Annotated in this window: 20 protein-coding genes and 1 pseudogene; 11 read left to right on the forward strand and 10 right to left on the reverse strand. The window is 68.4% G+C overall.

What is annotated here, in order from left to right; translation table 11 throughout:
• The 5 genes and pseudogenes from hpnK to GSQ87_RS01830 form a co-directional block, all read right to left on the reverse strand.
• Positions 1-861, reverse strand: coding sequence for a hopanoid biosynthesis-associated protein HpnK (hpnK, locus tag GSQ87_RS01810; RefSeq protein ID WP_158912860.1), 861 nt, complete (start codon positions 859-861; stop codon positions 1-3).
• Positions 858-2,300 (reverse strand): hopanoid biosynthesis associated radical SAM protein HpnJ, encoded by a 1,443-nt coding sequence (hpnJ, locus tag GSQ87_RS01815; RefSeq protein WP_158912861.1) that lies wholly within the window; start codon positions 2,298-2,300, stop codon positions 858-860. The genes hpnK and hpnJ overlap by 4 nt, the downstream gene beginning before the upstream one ends.
• A gap of 34 nt (positions 2,301-2,334) precedes the next feature.
• Positions 2,335-3,471: pseudogene (hpnI, locus tag GSQ87_RS22640) on the reverse strand (bacteriohopanetetrol glucosamine biosynthesis glycosyltransferase HpnI); the annotation flags it as partial.
• A gap of 122 nt (positions 3,472-3,593) precedes the next feature.
• Positions 3,594-4,034: a VOC family protein gene (locus GSQ87_RS01825; protein WP_158912863.1), complete on the reverse strand. Its 441-nt coding sequence runs from the start codon at positions 4,032-4,034 to the stop codon at positions 3,594-3,596.
• A gap of 232 nt (positions 4,035-4,266) precedes the next feature.
• Positions 4,267-4,887, reverse strand: coding sequence for a TIGR00730 family Rossman fold protein (locus tag GSQ87_RS01830; protein WP_158912864.1), 621 nt, complete (start codon positions 4,885-4,887; stop codon positions 4,267-4,269).
• 114 nt (positions 4,888-5,001) lie between these two features.
• On the opposite strand from GSQ87_RS01830, the gene GSQ87_RS01835 reads away from it, so the two are divergent.
• Positions 5,002-5,823 (forward strand): hypothetical protein, encoded by an 822-nt coding sequence (locus GSQ87_RS01835; protein ID WP_158912865.1) that lies wholly within the window; start codon positions 5,002-5,004, stop codon positions 5,821-5,823.
• A gap of 19 nt (positions 5,824-5,842) precedes the next feature.
• Here the strand turns inward: GSQ87_RS01835 and GSQ87_RS01840 are convergent, their stop codons facing one another.
• Genes GSQ87_RS01840 through GSQ87_RS01850 form a run of 3 tightly spaced genes read right to left on the reverse strand, consistent with a single transcriptional unit; the run spans position 5,843 to position 7,703 of the window.
• A complete protein-coding gene (locus GSQ87_RS01840) occupies positions 5,843-6,283 on the reverse strand; it encodes a flagellar basal body protein (RefSeq protein ID WP_158912866.1) in 441 nt (146 codons plus the stop codon).
• The gene (locus GSQ87_RS01845) at positions 6,283-6,582 is read right to left on the reverse strand and encodes a rod-binding protein (protein WP_158912867.1); all 300 of its coding nucleotides are present in this window, start codon (positions 6,580-6,582) and stop codon (positions 6,283-6,285) included. The genes GSQ87_RS01840 and GSQ87_RS01845 overlap by 1 nt, the downstream gene beginning before the upstream one ends.
• Positions 6,582-7,703, reverse strand: coding sequence for a flagellar basal body P-ring protein FlgI (locus GSQ87_RS01850; protein WP_158912868.1), 1,122 nt, complete (start codon positions 7,701-7,703; stop codon positions 6,582-6,584). The genes GSQ87_RS01845 and GSQ87_RS01850 overlap by 1 nt, the downstream gene beginning before the upstream one ends.
• 227 nt (positions 7,704-7,930) lie before the next feature.
• Here GSQ87_RS01850 and GSQ87_RS01855 point away from each other — a divergent pair, with 227 nt between their 5' ends.
• From GSQ87_RS01855 to GSQ87_RS01880, 6 genes are all read left to right on the forward strand, one after another.
• Positions 7,931-8,365, forward strand: a complete 435-nt coding sequence (locus GSQ87_RS01855) for a flagellar assembly protein FliX (RefSeq protein ID WP_158912869.1) — start codon at positions 7,931-7,933, stop codon at positions 8,363-8,365.
• A 102-nt stretch (positions 8,366-8,467) separates the two neighbouring features.
• Positions 8,468-8,914, forward strand: coding sequence for an RNA polymerase-binding protein DksA (gene dksA, locus GSQ87_RS01860; protein WP_158912870.1), 447 nt, complete (start codon positions 8,468-8,470; stop codon positions 8,912-8,914).
• Between the two features lie 2 nt (positions 8,915-8,916).
• Positions 8,917-9,828 (forward strand): 2OG-Fe(II) oxygenase, encoded by a 912-nt coding sequence (locus GSQ87_RS01865; protein ID WP_158912871.1) that lies wholly within the window; start codon positions 8,917-8,919, stop codon positions 9,826-9,828.
• 91 nt (positions 9,829-9,919) lie between these two features.
• Positions 9,920-10,906, forward strand: a complete 987-nt coding sequence (locus GSQ87_RS01870; RefSeq protein ID WP_158912872.1) for an aldo/keto reductase — start codon at positions 9,920-9,922, stop codon at positions 10,904-10,906.
• 161 nt (positions 10,907-11,067) lie between these two features.
• Positions 11,068-13,995, forward strand: a complete 2,928-nt coding sequence (gene uvrA / locus GSQ87_RS01875) for an excinuclease ABC subunit UvrA (protein ID WP_158912873.1) — start codon at positions 11,068-11,070, stop codon at positions 13,993-13,995.
• 72 nt (positions 13,996-14,067) lie between these two features.
• Entirely contained in the window at positions 14,068-14,343 is a 276-nt protein-coding gene (locus GSQ87_RS01880; protein ID WP_158912874.1) for a hypothetical protein, read from the forward strand.
• A gap of 51 nt (positions 14,344-14,394) precedes the next feature.
• On the opposite strand, the gene pheS is transcribed toward GSQ87_RS01880, so the two are convergent.
• Positions 14,395-15,495 carry a phenylalanine--tRNA ligase subunit alpha gene (gene pheS, locus GSQ87_RS01885; RefSeq protein WP_158912875.1) on the reverse strand — a complete coding sequence of 367 codons (1,101 nt, stop codon included), beginning with the start codon at positions 15,493-15,495 and terminating at the stop codon, positions 14,395-14,397.
• Positions 15,496-15,556: 61 nt separating this feature from the next.
• The gene (locus GSQ87_RS01890) at positions 15,557-16,477 is read right to left on the reverse strand and encodes a sulfite exporter TauE/SafE family protein (RefSeq protein ID WP_254062698.1); all 921 of its coding nucleotides are present in this window, start codon (positions 16,475-16,477) and stop codon (positions 15,557-15,559) included.
• Positions 16,478-16,662: 185 nt separating this feature from the next.
• On the opposite strand from GSQ87_RS01890, the gene GSQ87_RS01895 reads away from it, so the two are divergent.
• The 4 genes from GSQ87_RS01895 to rfaD all read left to right on the forward strand — a co-directional run bounded on the left by GSQ87_RS01895 (position 16,663) and on the right by rfaD (position 22,263).
• Positions 16,663-19,086 (forward strand): M20/M25/M40 family metallo-hydrolase, encoded by a 2,424-nt coding sequence (locus GSQ87_RS01895; protein ID WP_158912876.1) that lies wholly within the window; start codon positions 16,663-16,665, stop codon positions 19,084-19,086.
• A gap of 81 nt (positions 19,087-19,167) precedes the next feature.
• Entirely contained in the window at positions 19,168-19,812 is a 645-nt protein-coding gene (locus tag GSQ87_RS01900) for an HAD-IIIA family hydrolase (RefSeq protein WP_158912877.1), read from the forward strand.
• Positions 19,813-19,816: 4 nt separating this feature from the next.
• The gene (gene rfaE2, locus GSQ87_RS01905; protein WP_158912878.1) at positions 19,817-21,280 is read left to right on the forward strand and encodes a D-glycero-beta-D-manno-heptose 1-phosphate adenylyltransferase; all 1,464 of its coding nucleotides are present in this window, start codon (positions 19,817-19,819) and stop codon (positions 21,278-21,280) included.
• Positions 21,277-22,263: an ADP-glyceromanno-heptose 6-epimerase gene (gene rfaD, locus GSQ87_RS01910; protein WP_254062699.1), complete on the forward strand. Its 987-nt coding sequence runs from the start codon at positions 21,277-21,279 to the stop codon at positions 22,261-22,263. The genes rfaE2 and rfaD overlap by 4 nt, the downstream gene beginning before the upstream one ends.
• The last annotated feature ends 4 nt before the right edge of the window (positions 22,264-22,267 follow it).

A 22,267-nucleotide genomic window follows, 5' to 3' on the forward strand; every position in this document is an offset into this window, starting at 1 on the left:
TCATGCCGCGAGTTGCGGCGCTCCGGTAAAATCCGCGAAGCCGCCGAGCTGCACGTCGGTGGCGCGGATGGCGGCGATCACGGTGGGATCGGTTAGGGCCGCGAACTCCTCGGCATAGCGATAGCCCTCGGCCGCGCCTTCGAAACCGCCCCGAACGGCGGGATGCAGGTAGATCTCGCTCAGCCCGTCCGGCAAATGGCGCACCAGGGCCTCCAGCCGCGCCGCCGTCAGCGCGCCGGACCAGCGTAGGCCGAACACGTGGTCGGCGGTGGCCACGCCCGCGCGCCGCAGCCGCCGCCGGACCAGCTCCGACCAGGGGCCGGTGACATAGGCCGGCCCGAAAGCGGTCTCGGGCTCGGCGAGCGCCAGCACGGCGCGGGGCTCGGTCGGCACCCGCATAGCCTTAAGGCCGTAGTCGCGGCCAATCTTCAGGATGGTCCCGGCGATGGTCGGGTGCAGGTGGAAATGCTTGTGGGTGTTGACGTGGTCCAGCGGCAGGCCGGTGGCGCGATAGGCCTTGAACTGGGCCTCGACCTCGGCGGCGAGCTGCCTGCGGGCGGCGGGCTTGAAGAAAATGTCCACCGCGCACGCCACCATGTCGCGCCGGAAAGCGCCGGTAGCGTCGACCAGGTCGGGCACAAGCTCGGGTGCAAGGATCGGGCGTCCCTCGATCAGGACGACATGTAGCCCGACCCGCAGGGACGCCAGCCGCCGGGCGCGGGCCACCGCGTCGTCGACCGCCCCGCCGCCGACCATCAGGCTGGCGGCGGTGAGCACCCCTCGCGTGTGGGCCTGCTCCACCGCCTCGTTGACCTCGGCGGCGACGCCGAAGTCATCGGCGGTGACGATCAGGCGTTTCACGCCGGCGCGGACTGCGCCGCCACCTTGCGGTCCTTGAGGAAGTCGCGGAATTCCACGCCCTCGCGCAGGCGCCGCTTCATCATGTCCGGGCTGGTGATCATCTCGCCGACGATGGAGGCGATCTTCTTCGGCCGGAAATAGAAGGCTTTGTAGAAGGTCTCCACGTTCTCGAAGATCCGCTGGTGGCTCAGGTGCGGGTAGTGCAACGGCGCGATCTGGATGCCGTTGTCGTCCACCAGCTCGGCGTTTTCCGCGTCCAGCCAGCCGTTCTCGATGGCCTGCTTGTATAGGAAGGTGCCCGGATAGGGCGCGGCCAGAGACACCTGGATGGTGTGTGGGTTGATCTTGCGGGCCCAGTCGATGGTTTCGCGGATGGTCTCTTCGGTCTCACCTGGCAGGCCCATGATGAAGGTGCCGTGGATGACGATGCCCAGCTCATGGCAATCCTTAGTGAACCGTTCGGCCACCTCGATGCGCATGCCCTTCTTGATGTTGTAGAGGATCTGCTGGTTGCCGCTTTCGTAGCCGACCAGCAGCAGCCGCAGGCCATTGGCCTTGAACACTTCCAGCGACTTGCGCGGGACGTTGGCCTTGGCGTTGCACGACCAGGTCACGCCCAGCTTGCCCAGGCCCTTGGCGATGGCCTCGGCGCGCGGCAGGTCGTCGGTGAAGGTGTCGTCGTCGAAGAAGAATTCCTTGGTCTGGGGGAAGGCCTTGGCCGCCCACGCGATCTCCTCGACCACGTTCTCCACACTGCGGGTGCGATAGAGGTGGCCGCCCACGGTCTGGGGCCACAGGCAGAAGGTGCAGTGGCTCTTGCAGCCCCGGCCGCTGTAGACCGAGATGTAGGGGTGCTTCAGGTAGCCGATGAAGTAGTTCTCCATCGTCAGGTCGCGCTTGTAGATCGGCGTGACCCAGGGAAGGCTGTCCATGTCGTGGAGCAGCGCACGGTCCTCGTTGTGGACGATCACGCCTTCCGCATTGCGGTAGCTCATCCCCTTGATCGAGGCCCAGTCGTGGTCGTCGGCGACTTCCTTGATGGTGAAGTCGAACTCGTTGCGGGCGACGAAGTCGATCACCGGAGCGTCGCGCAGGCTCTTGTCGGCGTCCACGGCGACCTTGGCGCCGATCATGCCGATCTTCAGGTTGGGGTTCTCGGCCTTGAGCGCCTCGGCCACCTTCACGTCCGACTTGAACGACGGCACGGAGGTATGGAGCACCGCCATGTCGTTCTTGCGGGCGTGGACCAGGACGTCGGCGAGGCTCTGCTTATGCGGCGGGGCGTCGATCAGCGTGCTGTTCTCGACCAAGGCCGCCGGTTGGGCGAGCCACGTCGGATACCAGAAAGATTTGATCTCGCGCTTGGCCTGGTAGCGGGACCCCGCGCCCCCGTCGAAACCGTCGAAGGAAGGCGCCTGCAGGAACAGGGTGCGAAGCATGAAAGAAGGACTCCTTGGCCGGGACCAGAGCCCCGTCCGTGCCAATGCAGAAGCGGCGACCGCGCCAGGTCACCGTCTTACCAAAAGATGCGCTCAGAAAAACGGCGAACGAAAAGATGTCGCGCATAGGTAGGAGCCAAAGCGCCTTGATGCGGGCGCCCGTGGCAATATCGACACGGTGGACCACATAAAGACGGGCGGCAAGCGCCAGCATCACCGCCGCTCCTGTGACCGGATTCGGCCCCGCCAACACACAGCCCAGCAGCGCCCACGGGATGGCGTAGGTGAACCCTTGGCCGAAGAAGCCGCCGGGATCGATCATACGGATCGTGCGGGCCCAGCGCGCCTCGTGCCGCCAGAGCTCCAGGAAGCTGCGCTCCGCGCACAGGTGCGACACCGAAACCGACGCCACCTCGCCCCGATAACCTGCCCGCCGGATCGCCCGACCCAGGTCGTAGTCGTCGGCCAGTTGGTCGCTCAGCGCCTCGAAGCCGCCGATCTGGGGCAGCACGTCGCGCCGGAACGCCACCGTGGCGCCGAAGCAGGGCTCGGCCATGTTCAGCCTTAGGCCGGCGGTCACATTGGGCAGGAACTGGTAGTTGATGCCCATGGCCGAGAGCCGCGACCAGACCGCGCCGGTATCCTCGCCGGTATAGAGGCAGGTGACGACGCCGACATTGGGCTGCAGCAGGCGCTCGACCACGCGCTCGAGATAGTCTGGCGCCACCCGGATATCGCTGTCCGACAGCACCACGATCTCGTGGGCGATGGCGCGGGCCATGTTGATCATGTTCGAGACCTTGCGGTTCTCGCCATGGACGCGCCCGTCCACCACCAGGCGGATGTCGAGGGTGGGATAGGTCCGCTGGAGATCGCGGACGACGGGAACGGCCCCGTCGTCGGCGCTGTGCACCCCGAAAACGATCTGCACCGGGCCGGGATAGGCCTGCCGGCAGAAGCTCTCCAGATTGGCGCGAAGCTCGTCCTCGGCCCCATGCAGGGGCTTGAGGATGGTCACGCCGGGAGCCGGTTGCGCGCCGATGTCGACGCCAGCGCCCGATTCCGAGGCCATGTATGCGCCAGCCCAGCGCGCCGAAGCCACCGCAAAGGCGGCTCCGAAAACGCCGATGCAGGCGGCGATCCAACCGAGAAGGGCAATCACGTCAGGCATTTCCCTTCCGGTCCAGAGCCGCAAGGCGTTTCAGGGAGCTAGCGAGCAAAGGTAAAGCGAACCAAAGCGGCATAAGTTCGCCACTTCAAATGAGAAACAATGTGTCCAGGGCGTGACACTTGTCACCAAGCGCCGATATTTTTCATCGAGACCCACGGCTCCGCCGGCGGCAGGGCCTCGCCCTTCTGCAGCAGTTCGATGGAGACCCCGTCCGGCGAACGGATGAAGGCCATGCGCCCGTCGCGCGGCGGCCGGTTGATCACCACGCCGCCGGCCTGGAGCTTGGCGCAAAGCGCGTAGATGTCGTCGACCTCGTAGGCCAGATGGCCGAAGTTGCGGCCGCCGGTGTAGGTCTCAGGGTCCCAGTTGTAGGTCAGCTCGACCACCGGCGCCTTTTCGGCCTGGGCGCGCTCCACATCCTGCGGCGCGGCCAGGAACACCAGGGTGAAGCGCCCCGCCTCGCTGTCCACGCGGCGGGTCTCAGTCAGGCCGAGCTTGGCGCAGTAGAAGTCGAGCGCCGTGTCCAGGTTCGCCACGCGGACCATGGTGTGCAGGTATCTCATGGCGCGGTCCTCGCTGGCCTCGCCGCTTAAGTTGTTCGCGGCGAGCGGCGTTCAAGATAGGCGCGCAGCTTTCCCAGGCCCTGTGGCCGGACCGTGGCCGATGCACCTGAAACCTGTCGCCCTAAAACCACGCTCATAGGGTCCCGCGACCGCCCTAGGGATCGCGAGATGCGTTCGCGGCGCGTCCGATCGGGAGCGTTGCGCGGAAGGAGAAGGACGCCGAAGCGATCGCCTACATCTTCCCCGCAACCGTTTCCGCGCGTTGGCCCTCGCCCGCGGCGAGGGCGGCGCGGATCGCGGGCAGCACCTGCTCCACCCGCTCCACCGACAGCCAGGTGTCGCCGAGCCACGAAGGAGAGAGCTTGGCCTGCGCGGTGTGGCGGATCAGGTCGTAGAAGGGCTGCCAGAAACCCTTGGCGTCCAGGAACAGGATGGGCTTGCGGTGCAACTCGAGCCGGCGCCAGGACAGCAGTTCCACCACCTCCTCCAGCGTGCCGATCCCGCCCGGGAACACGGCGAAGGCGTCAGACTGCTCGAACATGATGCGCTTGCGGTCATGCATGTTGGCGACCACGATCGTCTCCACGTCGTCGTAGATCACCTCGCTTCGGCGCAGGAAGTCCGGCATGACGCCCAGCACCTTGCCGCCGGCGTTGTGGGCCGCCTTGGCCGCCGCCCCCATCAGGCCGACCCCGCCGCCGCCATAGACCAGCCGCACGTCGGCATGGGCCAATTCCAAGCCGAAGTCGCGAGCGGCGGCCAGGAAGTCGGGATCGGTGGCGTCGGACGAGCCGCAGAACAGACAAATCGACAATCCCGCGTGCTTGCGGCCGGCATAAGCCCCGTCTGGCATCTGCAATCCTTGAGAGAGGGTCTGATTCGGGCTTGTTGAAGCGCCCTTGGGCTGGGATGTAGCACGGCCCCACGCGCCGAGGGAGGTGGGCGTTCGCGCCTTGGAGGCCGCAATTTGTCCGACCCGCACGCCTCGAGAATCCTGACGCGCACGACGGGGGCCCTGCTCGCCTGCGCGATCCTGGGGGGCTGTGAAAAGCCAACCGCCCGCGAACCCTTCGTGCACCTCGATCTGGAGAACAGCACGGCGGAGGCCAGCTATCTGGCGCCTCCCAGCGTGACCGGCGCCGTGGCCGACCGGACGGGCGCTGTGATCGTCACGGGTCGCGCCGGCCCCAAGGCGCAGGTCGTCCTGTCCACCCCGGAAGGCGAAACCCTCCACGCCTCCGCCAACGCTCAGGGAGTCTGGACCTTAAGCCTGCCGCAGGCGGGCCATCCTCGCCTGTTCGCCATCTCCAGCCGCCAAGCCGGTCGGACAGTCCACGCCGAGGGGGCCCTAGTGACCCTTCCGCACGCGCGGGTCGCGGCGGTGATGGTCCGGGCGGGCTATGCGGCCCTGCCCATCGGGACGGGAGGACACCTCGACATCGTCGCGGTGGATTACGACCCGAACGGCTTCGCCGGCGTCTCGGGCGTCGCCGCGCCCCGCTCGCCGGTTCGGCTGTCGGTGGACGGCCTGCCCGCCGGCGTGACCGAGACCGACGCCCAGGGTCGTTTCGCCGTGCTGGCGGCCAACCGCCCGCTGAGCTTCGGGTCTCATGTGCTGGAGGCCGCCACACCAGGCGGCGTCGTGCGCCAGACCGTGGAGCTGACCCCGCCCACCCCGCTCAACGGCCCCTACAGCGCCAGCAGCGTCCCTGCCGGCTGGACGGTGGAGTGGGCGCTGAACGGCGGCGGCGTCCAGACCACCCTGGTGATGGCGCCGCCGCACGCCTGAGGCGCTCGAGTGCGGACGCCTAGGCCCGACGATTCAGGGTGATGGCGGAGGCGTCGTTGGGCCGGGCCTTGGCGCGCGGGCCGTACCCGGCCGCCGGCATGCGCTGGGAGGCCACCTCCTCGGCGATGGCGCGGACGACGCCCTCGGTGACGATCTTGGCCGCCTTCACCGATCGCCCATGCCGAGCCAGCACGGCCTCGAAAGCGGTGGTGGCGGCGATCAGCTTCTGGCGCCGGTTCAACGGCCCGCCGGCGATCAGCGAGGGGTTGGCCCTCAGTTGCGCGGCTTCACGCCGATATAGGTTGGCGAGTTCGAGCGTGTCGCCGGAGTTGCGCGCGACGTCCTGCGGGCGACGGGCTTCGAACAGGCGGGTCTCCGCCTCCAGGCGCGCGGTGAGCCGCTCGGTCAGCGCGATGAGCTGCTCCACCCGGTCGGCGGCGTTGTCGGCGGCGAGCGTCATCAGCTCAGGCCCTGCATCTTCAGCATTTCCTGCGCGACCGAACTGGCCAGCCCAATCCCGCCCTTGTTGGTCATCGACTTGCCGATGGCGTCCATCATGAACGAACGGAAGGCGGTCTCGCCCTGGCCGCCGCCGAAGGGCGCCTCGGCCTCGGTGCCCTCGAACATCTGTCCCATCATGGTGGACAGGAACGAGGCCTCGAAGCTCTTGGCGGTCTTCTGCACGTGGGCGCGCTGTTCCGGCGTCGCCTGGGGCAAGGGCGCGACCGCGCCGGATGCGAAGTTGGCGGACAAACCCATCACATCACCTCGATATCGGCCTGGAGCGCGCCCGCGGCCTTGATGGACTGAAGAATTGAAATCATGTCGCGCGGCGTCACGCCGAGTGCGTTCAGCCCTTTCACCAGGGTCGAGAGCGAGGCGCCGGCGTTCAGCATCACCAACTTGCGCCCCTTCTGCTCGTCCACCTTGACCGTGGACTGCGGAACCACCGTGGTCTGGCCCTGCGAGAAGGCGCCCGGCTGACTGACCTGGGGGGTCTCCTGCACCGATATGGTCAGGTTGCCCTGGGCGATGGCGACAGTGGAGATGCGCACCTCGTCGCCCATCACCACCACCCCGTTGACCTCGTCGATCACCACCTTGGCCGGGGCGTCGGGGTCGACCTCGAGCTGCTCCACCATGGTGATGTAGCTCACCAGGCTCTGCCCCGCCGGGGGTTTGAGGGTGACGATGGTGGGATTGTCGGCCGTGGCCGATCCGGGGAAGCGGACGTTCACCGCCGCGGCGATACGGTCGGCGGTGGTGAAGTCGGGATTGTGCAGGGTCAGGCGCAGGCTGGCCATGTGGGCGAAGTCGAAGCCGAGCTCACGCTCCACCGTGGCCCCCTCGGCGATCCGGCCGGCCGTGGGCACGCCCCGCGTGATCGAAGACCCCGACGCGCCACTGGCCGAAATGGCGCCGGTCTGCACCGTGCCCTGGGCCACCGCATAGACCTCGCCGTCCGCGCCCAGCAGCGGCGTGCCCACCAGGGTGCCCCCCAGCAGGCTCTTGGAATCGCCCATGGCGGAAACCGAGACGTCGATCTGGGAGCCCGACGCGGAAAAGGCCGGCAGGTTGGCGGTGACCATCACCGCGGCCACGTCCTTGGTGTCGATGTTGGTTGTGCTGCGGGTGTTGACGCCCAACCGCTCCAGCATGGATTGGAGGCTCTGCTGGGTGAAGGGCGCGTTGCGCAGCGTGTCGCCGGTGCCGCTCAGACCGACCACCAGCCCGTAGCCCACCAGCTTGTTCTCGCGCACCCCCTCGAAGGCGACCACGTCCTTGATGCGCGAACGGGCTTGAACCGGCGCGACCGAGGTCGCCAGCGCGAGGAAGACACCGAACAGCAGCAGCGCCGAACGCGAAAGGATACGCCACATTTCCAACTGGACTCCGATGCGGTCGGCGCAGCGCCGCAGCCTCGCCCTTGCGACCTCCGTGCCAACTCGGCGTTCTTATTTTCCCCATTACGATCAATGTATTATATGATCCGCAAAGGGCTCGGGTCCGGAGCCTGGCCTCACAACGGGCAAAAGCTGCCGGGCGCATTAACCATTCACCAAGTTTCAAGGGCAAAACTCGCCCTGAACTTGCGGATTGCGGGGCTATGAAGGTCAACGGATCGGCGCCGACAGGCGCGGCGGCGCCGACATCGCGCCCCGCCCGGGACACGGAAGGCGGCTTCGCCCCCTCGGGCGTCGCCGACAGCGCCCGTGCGGCGGCGGCCGGCCGTCCCGGCTCGCTAGCCCCGACCACCTCCATGGACATGCTGCTCGCCCTGCAAGAAGAACTGACGCCGAAGGAAAAGCGTCGTCGCGCCCTGCGCCGGGGTCACAGCATCCTCGACGCCCTCGACGCCCTCAAGCTGGCGACCTTCGAACCCGAGGGCATGGACGCCGGCGTCCTGCGCGGTCTGCGGGAGGCCGTGCGCTCGGCCCGCGACGAGACCGAAGACGGCGAGCTGAACGAGCTCCTCGACCAGATCGAACTCCGCGCGGCGGTGGAGCTGGCGAAACGGGAACGGAACGGGCTCACGGCCTGACCAAATGGTCGCATGCCTCCCGCATTGCGCGAGGGGGTTTGCAGCGACGCCACAACGCCGCTATACGGCCGCAATTGTTGCGCTTTTTGCGTGAGGGCGTTTATGCAGGCTTTCGCGTCAGCGATTGAGACGCTCGATAGTACGGCGACCGATGACTATCGGCCGAGCGACGATGAGCCGTTCATGAATACTCGTCAGATCGAGTATTTCCGTAAAAAGCTCATGAAATGGAAAGATGACATCCTGCGCGAGTCGCGGGAGACATTGACCAATCTCCAGACGGCCACCGAAAACCATCCCGACGTCGCCGATCGAGCCTCTTCGGAGACCGACAAGGCGATCGAATTGCGGGCGCGCGACCGTCAACGCAAGCTGATCTCCAAGATCGATTCGGCGCTGCGCCGAATCGAAGAGGGGTCCTACGGCTACTGCGAGGAGACCGGCGAACCCATCGGGCTGGCCCGCCTGGACGCCCGCCCGATCGCCACCCTGAGCCTGGAAGCCCAGGAGCGGCACGAGCGTCGCGAACGCGTTCATCGGGACGACTGACCTTGCCGCCCCTGGACGGCGAACAGGTCTATCGTGACGGCGTCGACCTGCTGCTGGGCCGCAACGCCCCTCCGGATGCACGCGCGGCGGCGGCGCAGTTCGCCCTGGCCGCCGAACATCGCCATCCCGACGCGGCCGCCGCGCTCGCGGCCCTGACGGCGGCCTCGATCCTGGAACCGCCGGACTGGGCCCGCGCCCTGGACCTGCTGAGGCAGGCGGCGGACTACGGCTCCGACCGCGCCCAGCGCCAGCTCCGGCTGCTGGCGGGACCGGACGGACGGATCGACCTGTCGTCCTGGTTCACCCCGCCGACGCGCGACATCCTGTACGAGACGCCACGCGTGCGTTTCGCCAAGGATTTCGCCCCGAGCTGGGTCTGCGACTGGCTGATCGAGCACGCCCGCGATCGACTCGCTCCCGGCATGATGTACAGCGGCGCCACCCGCGCGGACGGGGTCGAGGCCACCCGGCGTTGCAGCGACTACCAGTTCGAGATCCTGAACACCGACCTGGTGCTGCTGCTGGTGCGCGAGCGGATTTCCGCCCTGACCCGGCTGCCGGTCGCCGCCATGGAGCCGCCGCGCGTTTTCCACTACGCGCTCGGCGAGGAGATCAAGCCGCACTACGACCGGCTGAACGACGGCCCGGGCCGCTTCGGCGAGTTGAAGTCCTACCAGGGCGACCGCATCGCCACCTTCCTGCTCTACCTGAACGACGATTTCGAGGGCGGGGAGCTGGACTTCCCCAAGGTCGGCTTCCGCCACAAGGGCGCCAAGGGCGATGCGCTGTACTTCACCCACGTGGACGTGGCCGGCAAGCCGGACAAGCTCAGCCTGCACGCCGGCCTGCCGATCACGCGGGGCGAGAAGTGGGTGCTGTCGCAGTGGATCCACGACCGGCCCTTCACCGCCTGAGCCATCGACACCGGCGCGGCCAAGGGCCGCACGACGGAACTCCCCCGCCCGCCCGGCGCGTTGAACGCCGAACGATCGGGAGTTCGGAATCATGATCAAGCGTAAGCTCGGCCGGCAGGGCCTGGAAGTCACCGCCGAGGGCCTCGGCTGCATGGGCATGTCGGAGTTCTACGGCGCCGGGGACGAAGCGGAATCCATCGCCACCATCCACCGCGCGCTCGAGCTCGGGATCGACTTCCTCGACACCGCCGACATGTACGGCGCGGGCGACAACGAGGAACTGCTGGGCAAGGCCATCGCCGGCAAGCGCGACCAGGTCGTCCTGGCCACCAAGTTCGGCAACATGCGCGGCGCCGACCGCAGCTTCAAAGGCGTCAACGGCCGACCCGAATACGTCCACCAGGCCTGCGACGACAGCCTGCGCCGGCTCAAGGTCGATCACATCGACCTGTACTACCAGCATCGGGTCGACCCCAATACGCCGATCGAGGACACCGTGGGGGCCATGTCCGAGCTGGTGATGGCCGGGAAGGTCCGCTTCCTGGGCCTGTCGGAAGCTGCGCCCGCCACCATCCGCAAGGCCCACGCGGTCCATCCGATCAGCGCGCTGCAGACCGAATACTCGCTGTGGAGCCGCGAGCCGGAGGCCGAAATCCTGCCGACCGTGCGTGAACTATGCATCGGTTTCGTGCCCTACAGCCCGCTTGGGCGCGGCTTCCTGACCGGGGTGTACAAGAGCGTCGACGATCTGGCCGCCGACGATTTCCGCCGCAACGCCCCCCGCTTCCAAGGCGACAACTTCCGGAAGAACCTGGAGCTGGTGGACGAGATCAAGACCATCGCCGCCGACAAGGGTTGCACCCCGTCCCAGCTGGCCCTGGCCTGGGTGATGGCCCAGGGCGAGGACATCGTCCCCATCCCCGGCACCAAGCGCCGCAAGTATCTGGAGGAGAACGCCGCCGCCGTGGACGTGAAGCTGACGCCCCAGGACCTGGAGCGGATCGACCGCGTCCTGCCCTCGGGCGCTGCGACCGGCGAACGCTATCCGGCCGCCAGCATGGCGGCGGTGAACAGGTAGCGCCTTCTCCTCCCCTGCGCAGCGGGGGAGGAAAGTGACCTCGTTTTCGGCTGCGGCGCGATCTTCTTCTGTTCTCGTCCGATCGGCAGTAGCGGACCGGCGCTCGCGCACTACATCATGGGATGCGCCGCCGGGTGGCGGGCGCGCATCCCGAGCGAGTCATGGCCGAACCGGACAACGCCTTCATTCGCGTGCGCGGCGCGCGTGAGCACAATCTCAAGGGCGTGGATGTCGACATCCCGCGCGGACAGCTCGTGGTGCTCACGGGGCTGTCTGGGTCCGGCAAGAGCTCGCTCGCTTTCGACACCATCTACGCCGAGGGCCAGCGTCGTTACGTCGAGAGCCTGTCGGCCTACGCCCGCCAGTTCCTAGAGCTGATGGGCAAGCCGGACGTGGACCTGATCGAGGGCCTGTCGCCGGCCATCTCGATCGAGCAGAAGACCACCTCCAAGAACCCCCGCTCCACCGTCGGCACGGTGACGGAGATCCACGACTACATGCGCCTGCTGTGGGCGCGGGTGGGCGTGCCCTATTCGCCCGCCACCGGCCTGCCGATCGAGAGCCAGACCGTCAGCCAGATGGTCGACAAGATCACCGCCCTGCCCGAGGGTACGCGCCTGTACCTGCTGGCCCCCGTCGTGCGTGGCCGCAAGGGCGAGTACAAGAAGGAGATGGCCGACTGGCAGCGCCAGGGCTTCCAGCGAGTGAAGGTCGACGGCGAGTTCTACGCCATCGAGGACGCCCCCACCCTCGACAAGAAGTTCAAGCACGACATCGACGTGGTCGTGGACCGGATCGTCGTCAAGGCGGGCCTGGAGACGCGCCTGTCCGACAGCCTGGAACAGGCCCTGCGCCTGGCCGACGGCATCGCCTTCGCCGAGTGGGCCAATATCGAGGACGGCGAGACCGAGCCTAAGCGGCTGCTGTTCTCGGAACGGTTCGCCTGTCCGGTCTCCGGCTTCACCATCAGCGAGATCGAGCCGCGGCTGTTCTCGTTCAATAACCCCTTCGGCGCCTGCCCGGCCTGCGACGGCCTGGGCTTCAAGCAGGCGTTCGCGGCCGACCTGGTGATCCCCGACCCGGACAAGGCCCTGCACAAGGGCGCCGTAGCGCCTTGGGCGCGCGGCCCCTCGCCGCTCTACACCCAGACCCTACAGGCCCTGTCGCGCCACTTCGGCTTCTCGATGGACAAGGCCTGGAGCGACCTGCCGGACGAGGCCAAAAAGGTGATCCTGTACGGCACCGGCTCGGAGAAGGTGAAGTTCACCTACGACGACCAGGCCCGTAAGTACGAGGTCGTCAAGCCGTTCGAGGGGGTGATCCCCAACCTAGAACGCCGCTGGCGCGAAACCGACAGCGCCTGGGTGCGCGAGGAGCTGGGCCGCTACCAGACCGACACGCCGTGCGAAGTCTGCAAGGGCGCACGCCTGAAGCCCGAGGCCCTGGCGGTGAAGATCGGCGCACAGTCCATCGCCTATGTCTCCGACCTGTCGATCCGCGACGCCCGCGAATGGTTTACCGCCGTCGAACCGCAGCTGACGGCCAAGCAGCTGGAGATCGCGCGGCGCATCCTGAAGGAGATCAACGACCGCCTGCGCTTCCTGGTCGAGGTCGGGCTGGACTATCTGGCCCTGTCGCGCGCCTCGGGCACCCTGTCCGGCGGCGAGAGCCAGCGCATCCGCCTCGCCTCCCAGATCGGCTCGGGCCTGACCGGGGTGCTGTACGTGCTCGACGAGCCGTCCATCGGCCTGCACCAGCGCGACAACACCCGCCTGCTGAAGAGCCTGAAGGGCCTGCGCGACCTCGGCAACTCGGTGCTGGTGGTGGAGCACGACGAGGAGGCCATCCTCAGCGCCGACTACGTCATCGACATGGGTCCGGCGGCCGGCATCCACGGCGGCCACATCATCGCCGAAGGTACGCCGGAGCAGATCAAGGCGTCCGAGGCGAGCATCACCGGCCAGTACCTGACCGGCGCGCGCGAGATCGCCGTACCCGAGCAGCGCCGCAAGCCCGGCAAGAAGACGCTGAAGATCATCGGCGCGCGGGGCAACAACCTGAAATCGGTCACCGGCGCGATCCCGGTGGGGGTGTTCACCTGCATCACCGGAGTGTCGGGGGGCGGCAAGTCCACCTTCACCATCGAGACGCTGTACAAGGCCGCCGCCCGCCGGCTGAACAACGCCTCCGACGCCCCCGCGCCCTACGACAAGATCGAGGGGCTGGAGAACTTCGACAAGGTCATCGACATCGACCAGAGCCCGATCGGGCGCACCCCGCGCTCGAACCCGGCGACCTATACCGGCGCCTTCGGCCCGATCCGCGACTGGTTCGCCGCCCTGCCGGAGTCGAAGATGCGCGGCTACGGGCCGGGACGGTTCTCGTTCAACGTCAAGGGCGGTCGTTGCGAAGCCTGTCAGGGCGACGGGGTGATCAAGATCGAGATGCACTTCCTGCCCGACGTCTACGTCACCTGCGACGTCTGCAAGGGCAAGCGCTACAACCGCGAGACGCTGGAGGTCCTGTATCGCGGCAAGTCGATCTCCGACGTGCTCGACATGACGGTCGAGGAGGCGGCGGACTTCTTCAAGGTGGTCTCCTCGATCCGAGACAAGATGGAGACGCTGAAGCGAGTCGGGCTCGGCTACATCAAGGTCGGCCAGCAGGCGACCACGCTCTCGGGCGGCGAGGCCCAGCGGGTCAAGCTGTCCAAGGAACTCAGCCGCCGCGCCACCGGCCGCACCCTCTACATCCTCGACGAACCCACCACCGGCCTGCACTTCGAAGACACCAAGAAGCTGCTCGAGGTGCTGCACGAGCTGGTCGACCAGGGCAACACCGTGGTGGTGATCGAGCATAACCTCGACGTGGTGAAGACCGCCGACTGGCTGCTCGATTTCGGGCCGGAAGGTGGCGACGGCGGTGGCAGAATCGTGGCGGAAGGCTCTCCGGAGCAGGTCGCCAAGGATAAGGGGAGCTGGACCGGCAAATATCTCGCTGAAGTCCTCGACCGCCATGAGCAGAGGCGGCGCGATCGTGTCCAAGCCTTGGGCAAATCGGTGCGCAAGAAGCAGCGCGCGACGGCGTGAGCCCGCAGCCATCTTGCAACATTAATCGGTTTGAGTGAAAATTACCGCCTATCGGGAGGAGTAATCTAACCTATGTCGGTCATGTTCATCATCGCCGCTGCGGCCGCCGCCGCCACGGCCGCAACGTCTCCGCCGGCCGTTCCCGCCGCTGGCGTGCCCGCCGCGACGGCCAAGACCGTGGCGATCGCCAATCCCGACGAGAAGGTCTGCAAGCGGATCGTCACCACCGGCACGCGCTTCTCCAGCTCCGACTGCCGCACGCGCGCGGAGTGGGCGCAGCTGTCCGCCGACTCGCGTCAGGCCACGACCGATATGACCACGCGGTCGACCGGCTTCAGCGGCAAGTAGTCCGACACCTCCCGGCGGCCCACAGCCGCCGGGGACGCCACACGCCCTACGTCAGCCCGGGTTCAGGGGCGACAGCGGCGTGAAGGGCGAGAACCCGTAGTGCTTCAGCCAGCGCACGTCGCTGGCGAACATGTCCCGCAGGTCCGGGGCGCCGTACTTCAGCATCCCCAGCCGGTCCACGCCGAAGCCGAAGGCGAAGCCCTGCCATTCCTCGGGGTCCAGGCCGCAATTGCGTAGCACGTTGGGGTGGACCATGCCGCAGCCCACCACCTCCAGCCAATCCTCGCCCTGACCGATCTTGATCTCGCCGCCCGAGCGGTCGCAGCGCACGTCCATCTCCGCCGACGGCTCGGTGAACGGGAAGTGGTGGGGCCGGAAGCGGGTAGTCACGCCTTCGGTCTCGAAGAAGCGCGACATGAAGGTGTCCAGCGTCCACTTCAGGTGGCCCATGTTCACCGTCCGGTCGATCACCAGGCCTTCCATCTGGTGGAACATCGGGGTGTGGGTCTGGTCGCTGTCGCAGCGGTAGGTGCGGCCGGGCGCGATGATGCGGATCGGCGGCGCCTGGCTCATCATCGTGCGCACCTGCACCGGCGAGGTGTGGGTCCGCAGCACCTTGCGCTCGCCGTTCTCGTCGGGGGCGAAGAAGAAGGTGTCGTGCATCTCGCGCGCCGGGTGCTTGGGCGGGAAGTTCAGGGCGGTGAAATTGTGGAAGTCGTCCTCGATGTCGGGGCCTTCGGCCACCGCGAAGCCCATCTCGGCGAAGATGGCGATCATCTCGTCCATCACCCGCAGGGTGGGATGCAGGCCGCCGCGCCGACGGGTCGGGGCCGGCAGGCTGAGGTCCAGCCGCTCGTTGGCGAGCTGAGCATCCAGCGCCTCGGCTTCCAGCACCGCGCGGCGTTCGGCGATGGCCGCCTGCACCTGGTCGCGCAGCCCGTTGATCTGCGGCCCGCGTTCGCGTCGTTCGTCCGGGCTCATGGCCCCCAGCGACTTGAGCAGGGCCGAGATCGACCCGGACTTGCCAAGCGCCGCGATCCGGATCGCTTCCAGCGCGTTCAGGTCGGCCGCCGCGGCGACGGCGGCGGAGAGCTCCGCGCCAAGCTGAGGCAGCGCGTTCGGATCGAGATTGTCGGGGCTGACGTCGGACATGGCGTCTTAAAACACGAAAGCCCCCGCCCTCCACAAGGCGGGAAGCACGAATTCCCCTGGATTAGTGCGTCAGCTTGGCCCCGACCAGCATCAGCATGGCCGCCAGGAACGGCCGCAGCATCAGTTCCGGGATGCGCGTGGTGAGATAGCTGCCGACGATGATGCCCGGGATCGACCCCACCAGCAGCTCGCCCAACACCCTCAGGTCCACCGTTCCCAGCCACAGGTGGCCCAGCCCCGCGATCAGGGTCAGCGGCACGGCGTGGGCGATGTCGGAGCCGACGACCTTGGCGATGGGCATGCGCGGATACAGGAACACCAGCACCGTCACCCCGATCGCCCCGGCGCCCACCGAAGACAGGGTGATCAGCACGCCGAGACCCGCGCCCAGCAAGGTGGTCAGCCAGGCGGTCTTGCGCGGGTTCGGCTGGGGCCAGCGGGCCGCGGCGTAGGCCAGCAGCCGGCTGCGGAACAACAGGCAGACCGCCGTCAGGATCAGCGCGAAACCGAGGGTGACGGAGATCAGCTTGGAAGCGCCGTCGCTGTGGACGCCCAGGCCGTAGAGCACGCCCAGCGTCGCCAGGGCGGCCGGGATGCTGCCGAGCGCCAGGCGGCCGGTGATCTTCCAGTCCACCGTCTTGTTCAGGCCGTGGACCGCGGTGCCCACCGTCTTGGTGCCGGAGGCGAACAGCAGGTCGGTGCCGACCGCCGCCCCGGGATGGAAGCCGAACAGCAGCACCAGCATCGGCGTCATCAGCGATCCGCCGGCCACGCCGGTCAGGCCGACCAGGACGCCGACGACGAAACCCGACAGCGAATAGAGCGGGTTGATGTGCAGCGAGGGGGCCAGCATCCACGCGCCGCCCCGATCCAGCGCCGCCACCACCCCGGTCAAGGCCAGGAAGCCGGTGACAGCGAACAGCAGCACCCAGATCCGGGGTTTCAACGACGGGAGGTGAGAGTGCGCAGTGTCGATGGTCATTCGCCGCTCGCCTTCACCTTCCGCAACGCGCGCGGCCGAGGCTGGATCATTCGCCTTCGATCACGTTCCGTCGATCCCAAGTTTCTGTGATCGGCCATTAGAAGCGCTGGGGGCGCTTGTGCGGGAACCCGGCTTCGGGAACAGTGGCTTGAGCCACGCTGGGCCGAGGAAAGCTGGGGCCGCACGTGCGATCCGTGGTCTTTATTGTCGCCGTGGCGCTGGGATTGATCCTGGCCGCCATGGCCATCCGCCCGCCGACGGCGCGCCCGGCCTCCGCGCCGGTGGAGGTCTTCTCCGCCCAGCGCGCCATGACCGACGTGCGTGTCATCGCCCAGCGCGCCCATCCCACCGGCTCAGCCGACCTCGCCCGCGTGCAGGCCCATGTGGCCGATCGTTTCCGGGCCCTGGGCCTGGATGTGTCGATCCATGCCGGCGATGGGGTGGACGACCGGATCAAATGGGCGCCCGACCTGGTCGTCGCCGCGCATGTCCGCAACATCGTCGCCGTCCTGCACGGGCGCTCGCCAACCGCGCCGGCGGTGATGGTCATGTGCCACGCCGACAGCGTCGCCAACTCGCCAGGCGCCGCCGACGACACCGCCTCGGTCGCCGCCGCCCTGGAGATCGCCCGCAGCCTGAAGGCGACCGGGCCCTACGCCCGCGACGTGGTGTTCCTGATCACCGACGGGGAGGAAGCCGGACTGCTGGGCGCGCAGGCCTTCTTTGCAACCGACCCGCTTCGCAGCCACATCGGCGAAGTGCTGAACATGGAGGCGCGTGGCGACGCCGGCCGGGCCGCCATGTTCGAGACCGGACCGGACAACGGCGCCCTGATCGACATCTACCGGCGCACGATCCCCCATCCCGACACCAATTCGCTGGCGACGGCGATCTATCGCCTACTGCCCAACGGCACCGACTTCACCCCCGCCCTGGCGAGCGGCCACACCGGGATGAACTTCGCCTTCATCGGCGACCAGCTCGCCTATCACACGCCCCTGGCCACGCCCGAGCACCTCAGCACCGGCAGCCTTCAGCATATTGGCGAGCAGGTGCTGGCCGCGACGCGCGCCCTGGCCAGCGTCCAGAGACCGCCCCCGCCACGCCCGGACCCGGTGTTCTTCGACCTGATGGGGCGGACGATGGTGGTCTATCCGGTCTGGCTGCAATGGGCGCCGATCGCGCTCGCCGGCGTGCTTATCGCCATGGCCATCCGCCGGGCGCGCAAACGGGGTCGTCCCAGCGGCCCCCTGGCGACCTGGCCCACCATCGCGCGGGGCGCGGCGGGCATGGGCCTGGCGGTGGCGGGCTCCGCGCTGGCGCTGAGGCTGGCGGGACAGGCGTTGGGCGCGGGGAACGCGCGCATCTACGCCCTGGTCGGCCATTACGACCTCCTGCTGACGGGCGCGGCCCTGCTGACATTGGGGGTCTGCCTGAGCGCGATCGGGGCCATGCGCATCGGTCGCCACCGTGTTCCTGTCGCCATCCTTGCGCTGATCGTCGGCGCGGCGTGCAGCCTGTTCGGCGGCTTCGATCCGCTGGGGGCCGGGCTCGGCGTCGCCGCCGCGCTGGCGGCGGTCTTCGCCTTGGACAAGCCCGTCGACGCCTGGAACGGCTGGTTGGGCGCGCTTCTGGCCACGCTGCTCGTCGCCGTCGTCGTCCAGGTTCTGCTGCCGGCGGGCGGCTTCATGCTGGTCTGGCCATTGCTCGTCGCGTCGGCCGCAGCGCTGGTCACGCTGTACAGCGGCGAGATCCGCATCGGGGCCCCGCGCGCGGTATGGATTCCAGGCGTCGCCGCGGTGATCGTCGTCGCCCAGACCGCCGTCTGGAGCGAAGCCTTGTTCACCGCCGTCGGCCCATCCTTCCCGGCGATCCTGGCCGCAGCCGTGCTGATGGTCTTCGCGACCCTGGCCCCGCTAGCCAACGGCGTGGTGTGCACCGAGCCCGGGCGGTTGGTAGGCGTGCTTGTAGCCTCGCTCGGCGCCCTGATGCTCGTCCTGGTCGGCGCGCGAGGCCCCAGCGCCAGCCGCCCAGGGCTGACCCAGGCGATCTATGTGGCCGACCAGACCACGCCCGGCGCATCGCGCGCCTTCCGCATCGACGCGCTGCCCCATCTCGATCCCTGGGCCAGGAGGGTGCTGACGTCCAACGGCGACAAGCCGACGCGAACACGGCTGGACGCCTTCCCTGTCGGTCCCGTCTGGCGCGCGGCCGCGCCTTTGGTCTCCACGCCGCCGCCCAGCGTCTCCATCGACCCCGTCGACGGGGTGGCGATCCTCAAGATCGCGCCGTCCGGCGAAGGGGCGGAAGGCCTGGACATCCTGGTCAAGCCCGACTTCGCCTTCGACGACGCCCGCTTCGACGGCGATCCGGTCCGCTTGAAGGGCCGCCCGGGCCAATGGTCGGAGGTGAGTTTCCAGGCGCCGTCGGCGGACGGGTTCAGCCTGGTCCTGCCGGCGCCGATCCATGGCGCGGTGGATGTGCGGGTGCGCGAAGTGCGCGACGGCTGGCCGGCCGGGCTCGCGCCGCCGCCCAAGCCCCGCAACCGGATGGGCTTTGGCCTCTCCGACAAGACCGAGACCATCGCACGCGCCCAGGCGAAGTGGTGAAGCGGGCAAGGATTGGACTTTGCCTCGCGCCCTGGACTATGCAGCCCGCACCGGCCCCCGCGCCGTTCGGAGTTTGATGGTTTGAGCGCGCTCATCGATGGTGTCGGCTGCTGGGCCTGGACAGGGCCCGTGCGCTTCGACGGCCGCGCCGCCCTGTTCCTCGACCGCGACGGTGTGATCGTCGAGGAGACCGACTATCTCGGCCGGCCGCAGGACGTGGCCCTGATCCCCACCGCCGGCGAGACCATCGCCGCCTTCAATGGAGCCGGCGTGCCGGTGATCGTGGTCACCAACCAATCCGGCGTGGGTCGGGGCTATTTCAGCTGGGACGATTTCGAGGCGGTGCAGGCGGAGATCGCCGCCCGGCTGGCCACCTTTGGCGCGCATGTGGACGCGGTGTTCGCCTGCGCCTTCCACAAGAAGGGGCTAGGCGACATGGCCGTGGCCGACCACCCCTGGCGCAAGCCGGGCGCCGGCATGCTGTACGAGGCCCACGCCCGGCTGGGCGTGGCGCTGGAGCGATCCTTCATCGTCGGGGACAAGGACAGCGATCTGGGGGCCGGACGGGCGGCGGGGCTGATGGGCGGACTGCACGTCTCCACCGGCCATGGCGACGCGACGCACCGCGCCGAGGCCCTGGCGCTGCAAACCTCCGCATTCGAGGTTAGGCTGGGCGACGATATCGGGGCGGCCAAGGTTTTGCTGACCCGGCTCGCGGGAGCTTGAGGCCATGCTGATCGACAAGATCCAGGGCCGGCGGGTGCTGGTGGTCGGCGACGTGATGCTGGACCATTACGTCTCCGGCGTGGTCGAGCGGGTTTCGCCCGAAGCGCCCGCCCTGGTGGTCAACGTCACGGAAGAACGCTCGATGCTGGGCGGGGCGGCCAACGTCGCGGCCAATATCGCGGCGCTCGGCGGCCAAGCGGTCCTGGTCGGCGTGATCGGCCAGGACGCCGGCGGTCTACAGGTCGCCGACCTGATCGCCCGCCAGGGCGGAGCGGTGATCGACGCCATGGTCCGCATCCCCGGCGCACCCACGACCCAGAAGACCCGCTATCTCGGCGGCGACCGCCACCTGCTGCGCGCCGACCGCGAGCGGATCGGGCTGGACGCCGAGGCGAAGGCCCTGGTCAGCGCGGCGGTCCACGCCCATCTGGCCGACTGCGAGGCGGTGGTGATCTCCGACTACGCCAAGGGCGTCGCCTGCCCCGAGGTTGTGCGCACGCTGATCGTGGCGGCGCGCAGGGCCGGCATCCCCATCGTGGTCGACCCCAAGCAGGCCGACCTGTCGATCTTCGAGGGCGCCAGCCTGCTGACCCCCAACCGCAAGGAGATGCGGCTGGCCACCGGCGAGCCCTGCGAGGACGACGCCTCCTGCGACGCGGGCGGTGCGAGGATCGTGGCGCTGACCCATTCCGCGGTGCTGCTGACCCGCTCGGAAAAGGGGATGCGGCTCTATCGCAACGGCCACCCGCCCTGGAACGAGGCGGCGCTGGCCAAGGTGATCCGCGACGTCTCGGGCGCCGGCGACACCGTGATCGCCGCCTGCGCCCTGGCGCTCGCCGCCGGGGCCGGGCTGCCGGACGCCGCCCATCTGGCCAACGCGGCGGCGGCGGTGGCGGTGGGCAAGAGCGGCACCTCCTGCGTCACGCCCCAGGAGCTGAACCATGCCCTGCTGCACGGCCCCGACCACGACCTGGCGGCCGGCAAGCTGGCCCCGCTGGCCACCGCCCAGGATATCGTCGCCCATTGGCGTCACGCGCGCGCGCGCATCGGCTTCACCAACGGCTGCTTCGACCTGCTGCACCCCGGCCACGTCAAGCTGCTGGCCGCCGCGCGCGAGCTGTGCGACCGGCTGGTGGTGGGGCTGAACACCGACGCCTCGGTCAGCCGGCTCAAGGGGCCGGAACGCCCGATCCAGAGCGAACTGGCGCGGGCCGAGGTCATCGGCGCCCTGCGTTCGGTCGACCTGGTGGTGCTGTTCGACGAGGACACGCCGCGGAACCTGATCGCGGCGTTGCGGCCCGAAGTGCTGGTGAAGGGCGCGGACTATACGGTGGAGACGGTGGTGGGATCGGACCTGGTGCTGGGTTGGGGCGGCGAGGTGAAGCTGGTGGAGCTGGCGCCGGACCAGTCCTCGTCGCGCCTGATCGCGCGCTCCCGCCTGACCACGACCAACGGCGGCGCGGCGTGAGCGGCCTGACCCTGGTCACCGGCGCGGCCGGCTTCATCGGCTCCAACATCGCCCGGATGTTGGCGGAAGAAGGCGCGGACGTGGTCGCCTGCGACTGGTTCGGCCAAGGCCCGCAGTGGACCTACCTCGCCGACGTGCGCCTGCACGACATCGTGCGCCCCGAACGCCTGTCCGACTGGCTGGCCGGCGAGGGCCGCGAGGTGGAGACGGTGATCCACATGGGCGCCATCTCGGCCACCACCGAGACCGACGTCGACCGGATCGTCGAGCTGAACGTGCGCGCCACCCTGGACCTGTGGCGGTTCGCGACCGAGCGCGGCGTGACCTTCATCTACGCCTCGTCGGCCGCCACCTATGGCGACGGTTCGGAGGGTTTCAACGACAATGATCACCCCGATCAGCTGGCTAAGCTGCGCCCTCTGAACGCTTACGGCTGGAGCAAGCATCTGGCCGACCGCCGTTTCGTCCACGACGCCGCGAGCGGCCGTCCGACGCCGCCGAAGTGGGCGGGGCTGAAGTTCTTCAACGTCTACGGCCCTAACGAGGCGCACAAGGCCGGCATGCGCTCGGTGGTGCACCAGATCTATCCGCTGGCGGCGCGGGGCGAGGCGGTGAGCCTGTTCCGCTCCGACAACCCGGCCTACGCCGACGGCGGGCAGCTGCGCGACTTCATCTACGTCAAAGATATCTGCGCCATCGTGCGCAACATGCTGGGCGCCGAACAGCTGTCTGGAATCTACAACGCCGGCACGGGCCAGGCCCGCAGCTTCGCCGACCTGGCGCGCGCGGTGTTCTCGGCGCTCGGCCAGCCCGCCTCGATCACCTATCGCGAGATGCCCGAGGCGCTGAAGGGCAAGTATCAGTACTTCACCGAAGCCAACGTCGCCAAACTTCGCTTGCATGGCCTGGCCCCGAACTTCCACGGCCTGGAGGACGGGGTGGCCGACTATGTCCGCCATCTCGCCATGGAGTTCGGCGATTAGGGTT

The sequence above is a fragment of the Caulobacter sp. S45 genome (assembly GCF_009765965.1).
Taxonomy (GTDB): Bacteria; Pseudomonadota; Alphaproteobacteria; order Caulobacterales; family Caulobacteraceae; genus CAHJWH01.

Coding starts and splice junctions, on each gene's coding strand:
- hpnJ (WP_158912861.1), bottom strand. CDS start 2,300: ATGCTTCGCACCCTGTTCCTGCAGGCGCCTTCCTTCGACGGTTTCGAC.
- GSQ87_RS01825 (WP_158912863.1), bottom strand. CDS start 4,034: ATGAGATACCTGCACACCATGGTCCGCGTGGCGAACCTGGACACGGCG.
- GSQ87_RS01830 (WP_158912864.1), bottom strand. CDS start 4,887: ATGCCAGACGGGGCTTATGCCGGCCGCAAGCACGCGGGATTGTCGATT.
- GSQ87_RS01840 (WP_158912866.1), bottom strand. CDS start 6,283: ATGACGCTCGCCGCCGACAACGCCGCCGACCGGGTGGAGCAGCTCATC.
- GSQ87_RS01845 (WP_158912867.1), bottom strand. CDS start 6,582: ATGGGTTTGTCCGCCAACTTCGCATCCGGCGCGGTCGCGCCCTTGCCC.
- GSQ87_RS01850 (WP_158912868.1), bottom strand. CDS start 7,703: ATGTGGCGTATCCTTTCGCGTTCGGCGCTGCTGCTGTTCGGTGTCTTC.
- GSQ87_RS01855 (WP_158912869.1), top strand. CDS start 7,931: ATGAAGGTCAACGGATCGGCGCCGACAGGCGCGGCGGCGCCGACATCG.
- dksA (WP_158912870.1), top strand. CDS start 8,468: ATGCAGGCTTTCGCGTCAGCGATTGAGACGCTCGATAGTACGGCGACC.
- GSQ87_RS01870 (WP_158912872.1), top strand. CDS start 9,920: ATGATCAAGCGTAAGCTCGGCCGGCAGGGCCTGGAAGTCACCGCCGAG.
- uvrA (WP_158912873.1), top strand. CDS start 11,068: ATGGCCGAACCGGACAACGCCTTCATTCGCGTGCGCGGCGCGCGTGAG.
- GSQ87_RS01880 (WP_158912874.1), top strand. CDS start 14,068: ATGTCGGTCATGTTCATCATCGCCGCTGCGGCCGCCGCCGCCACGGCC.
- pheS (WP_158912875.1), bottom strand. CDS start 15,495: ATGTCCGACGTCAGCCCCGACAATCTCGATCCGAACGCGCTGCCTCAG.
- GSQ87_RS01890 (WP_254062698.1), bottom strand. CDS start 16,477: ATGACCATCGACACTGCGCACTCTCACCTCCCGTCGTTGAAACCCCGG.
- rfaE2 (WP_158912878.1), top strand. CDS start 19,817: ATGCTGATCGACAAGATCCAGGGCCGGCGGGTGCTGGTGGTCGGCGAC.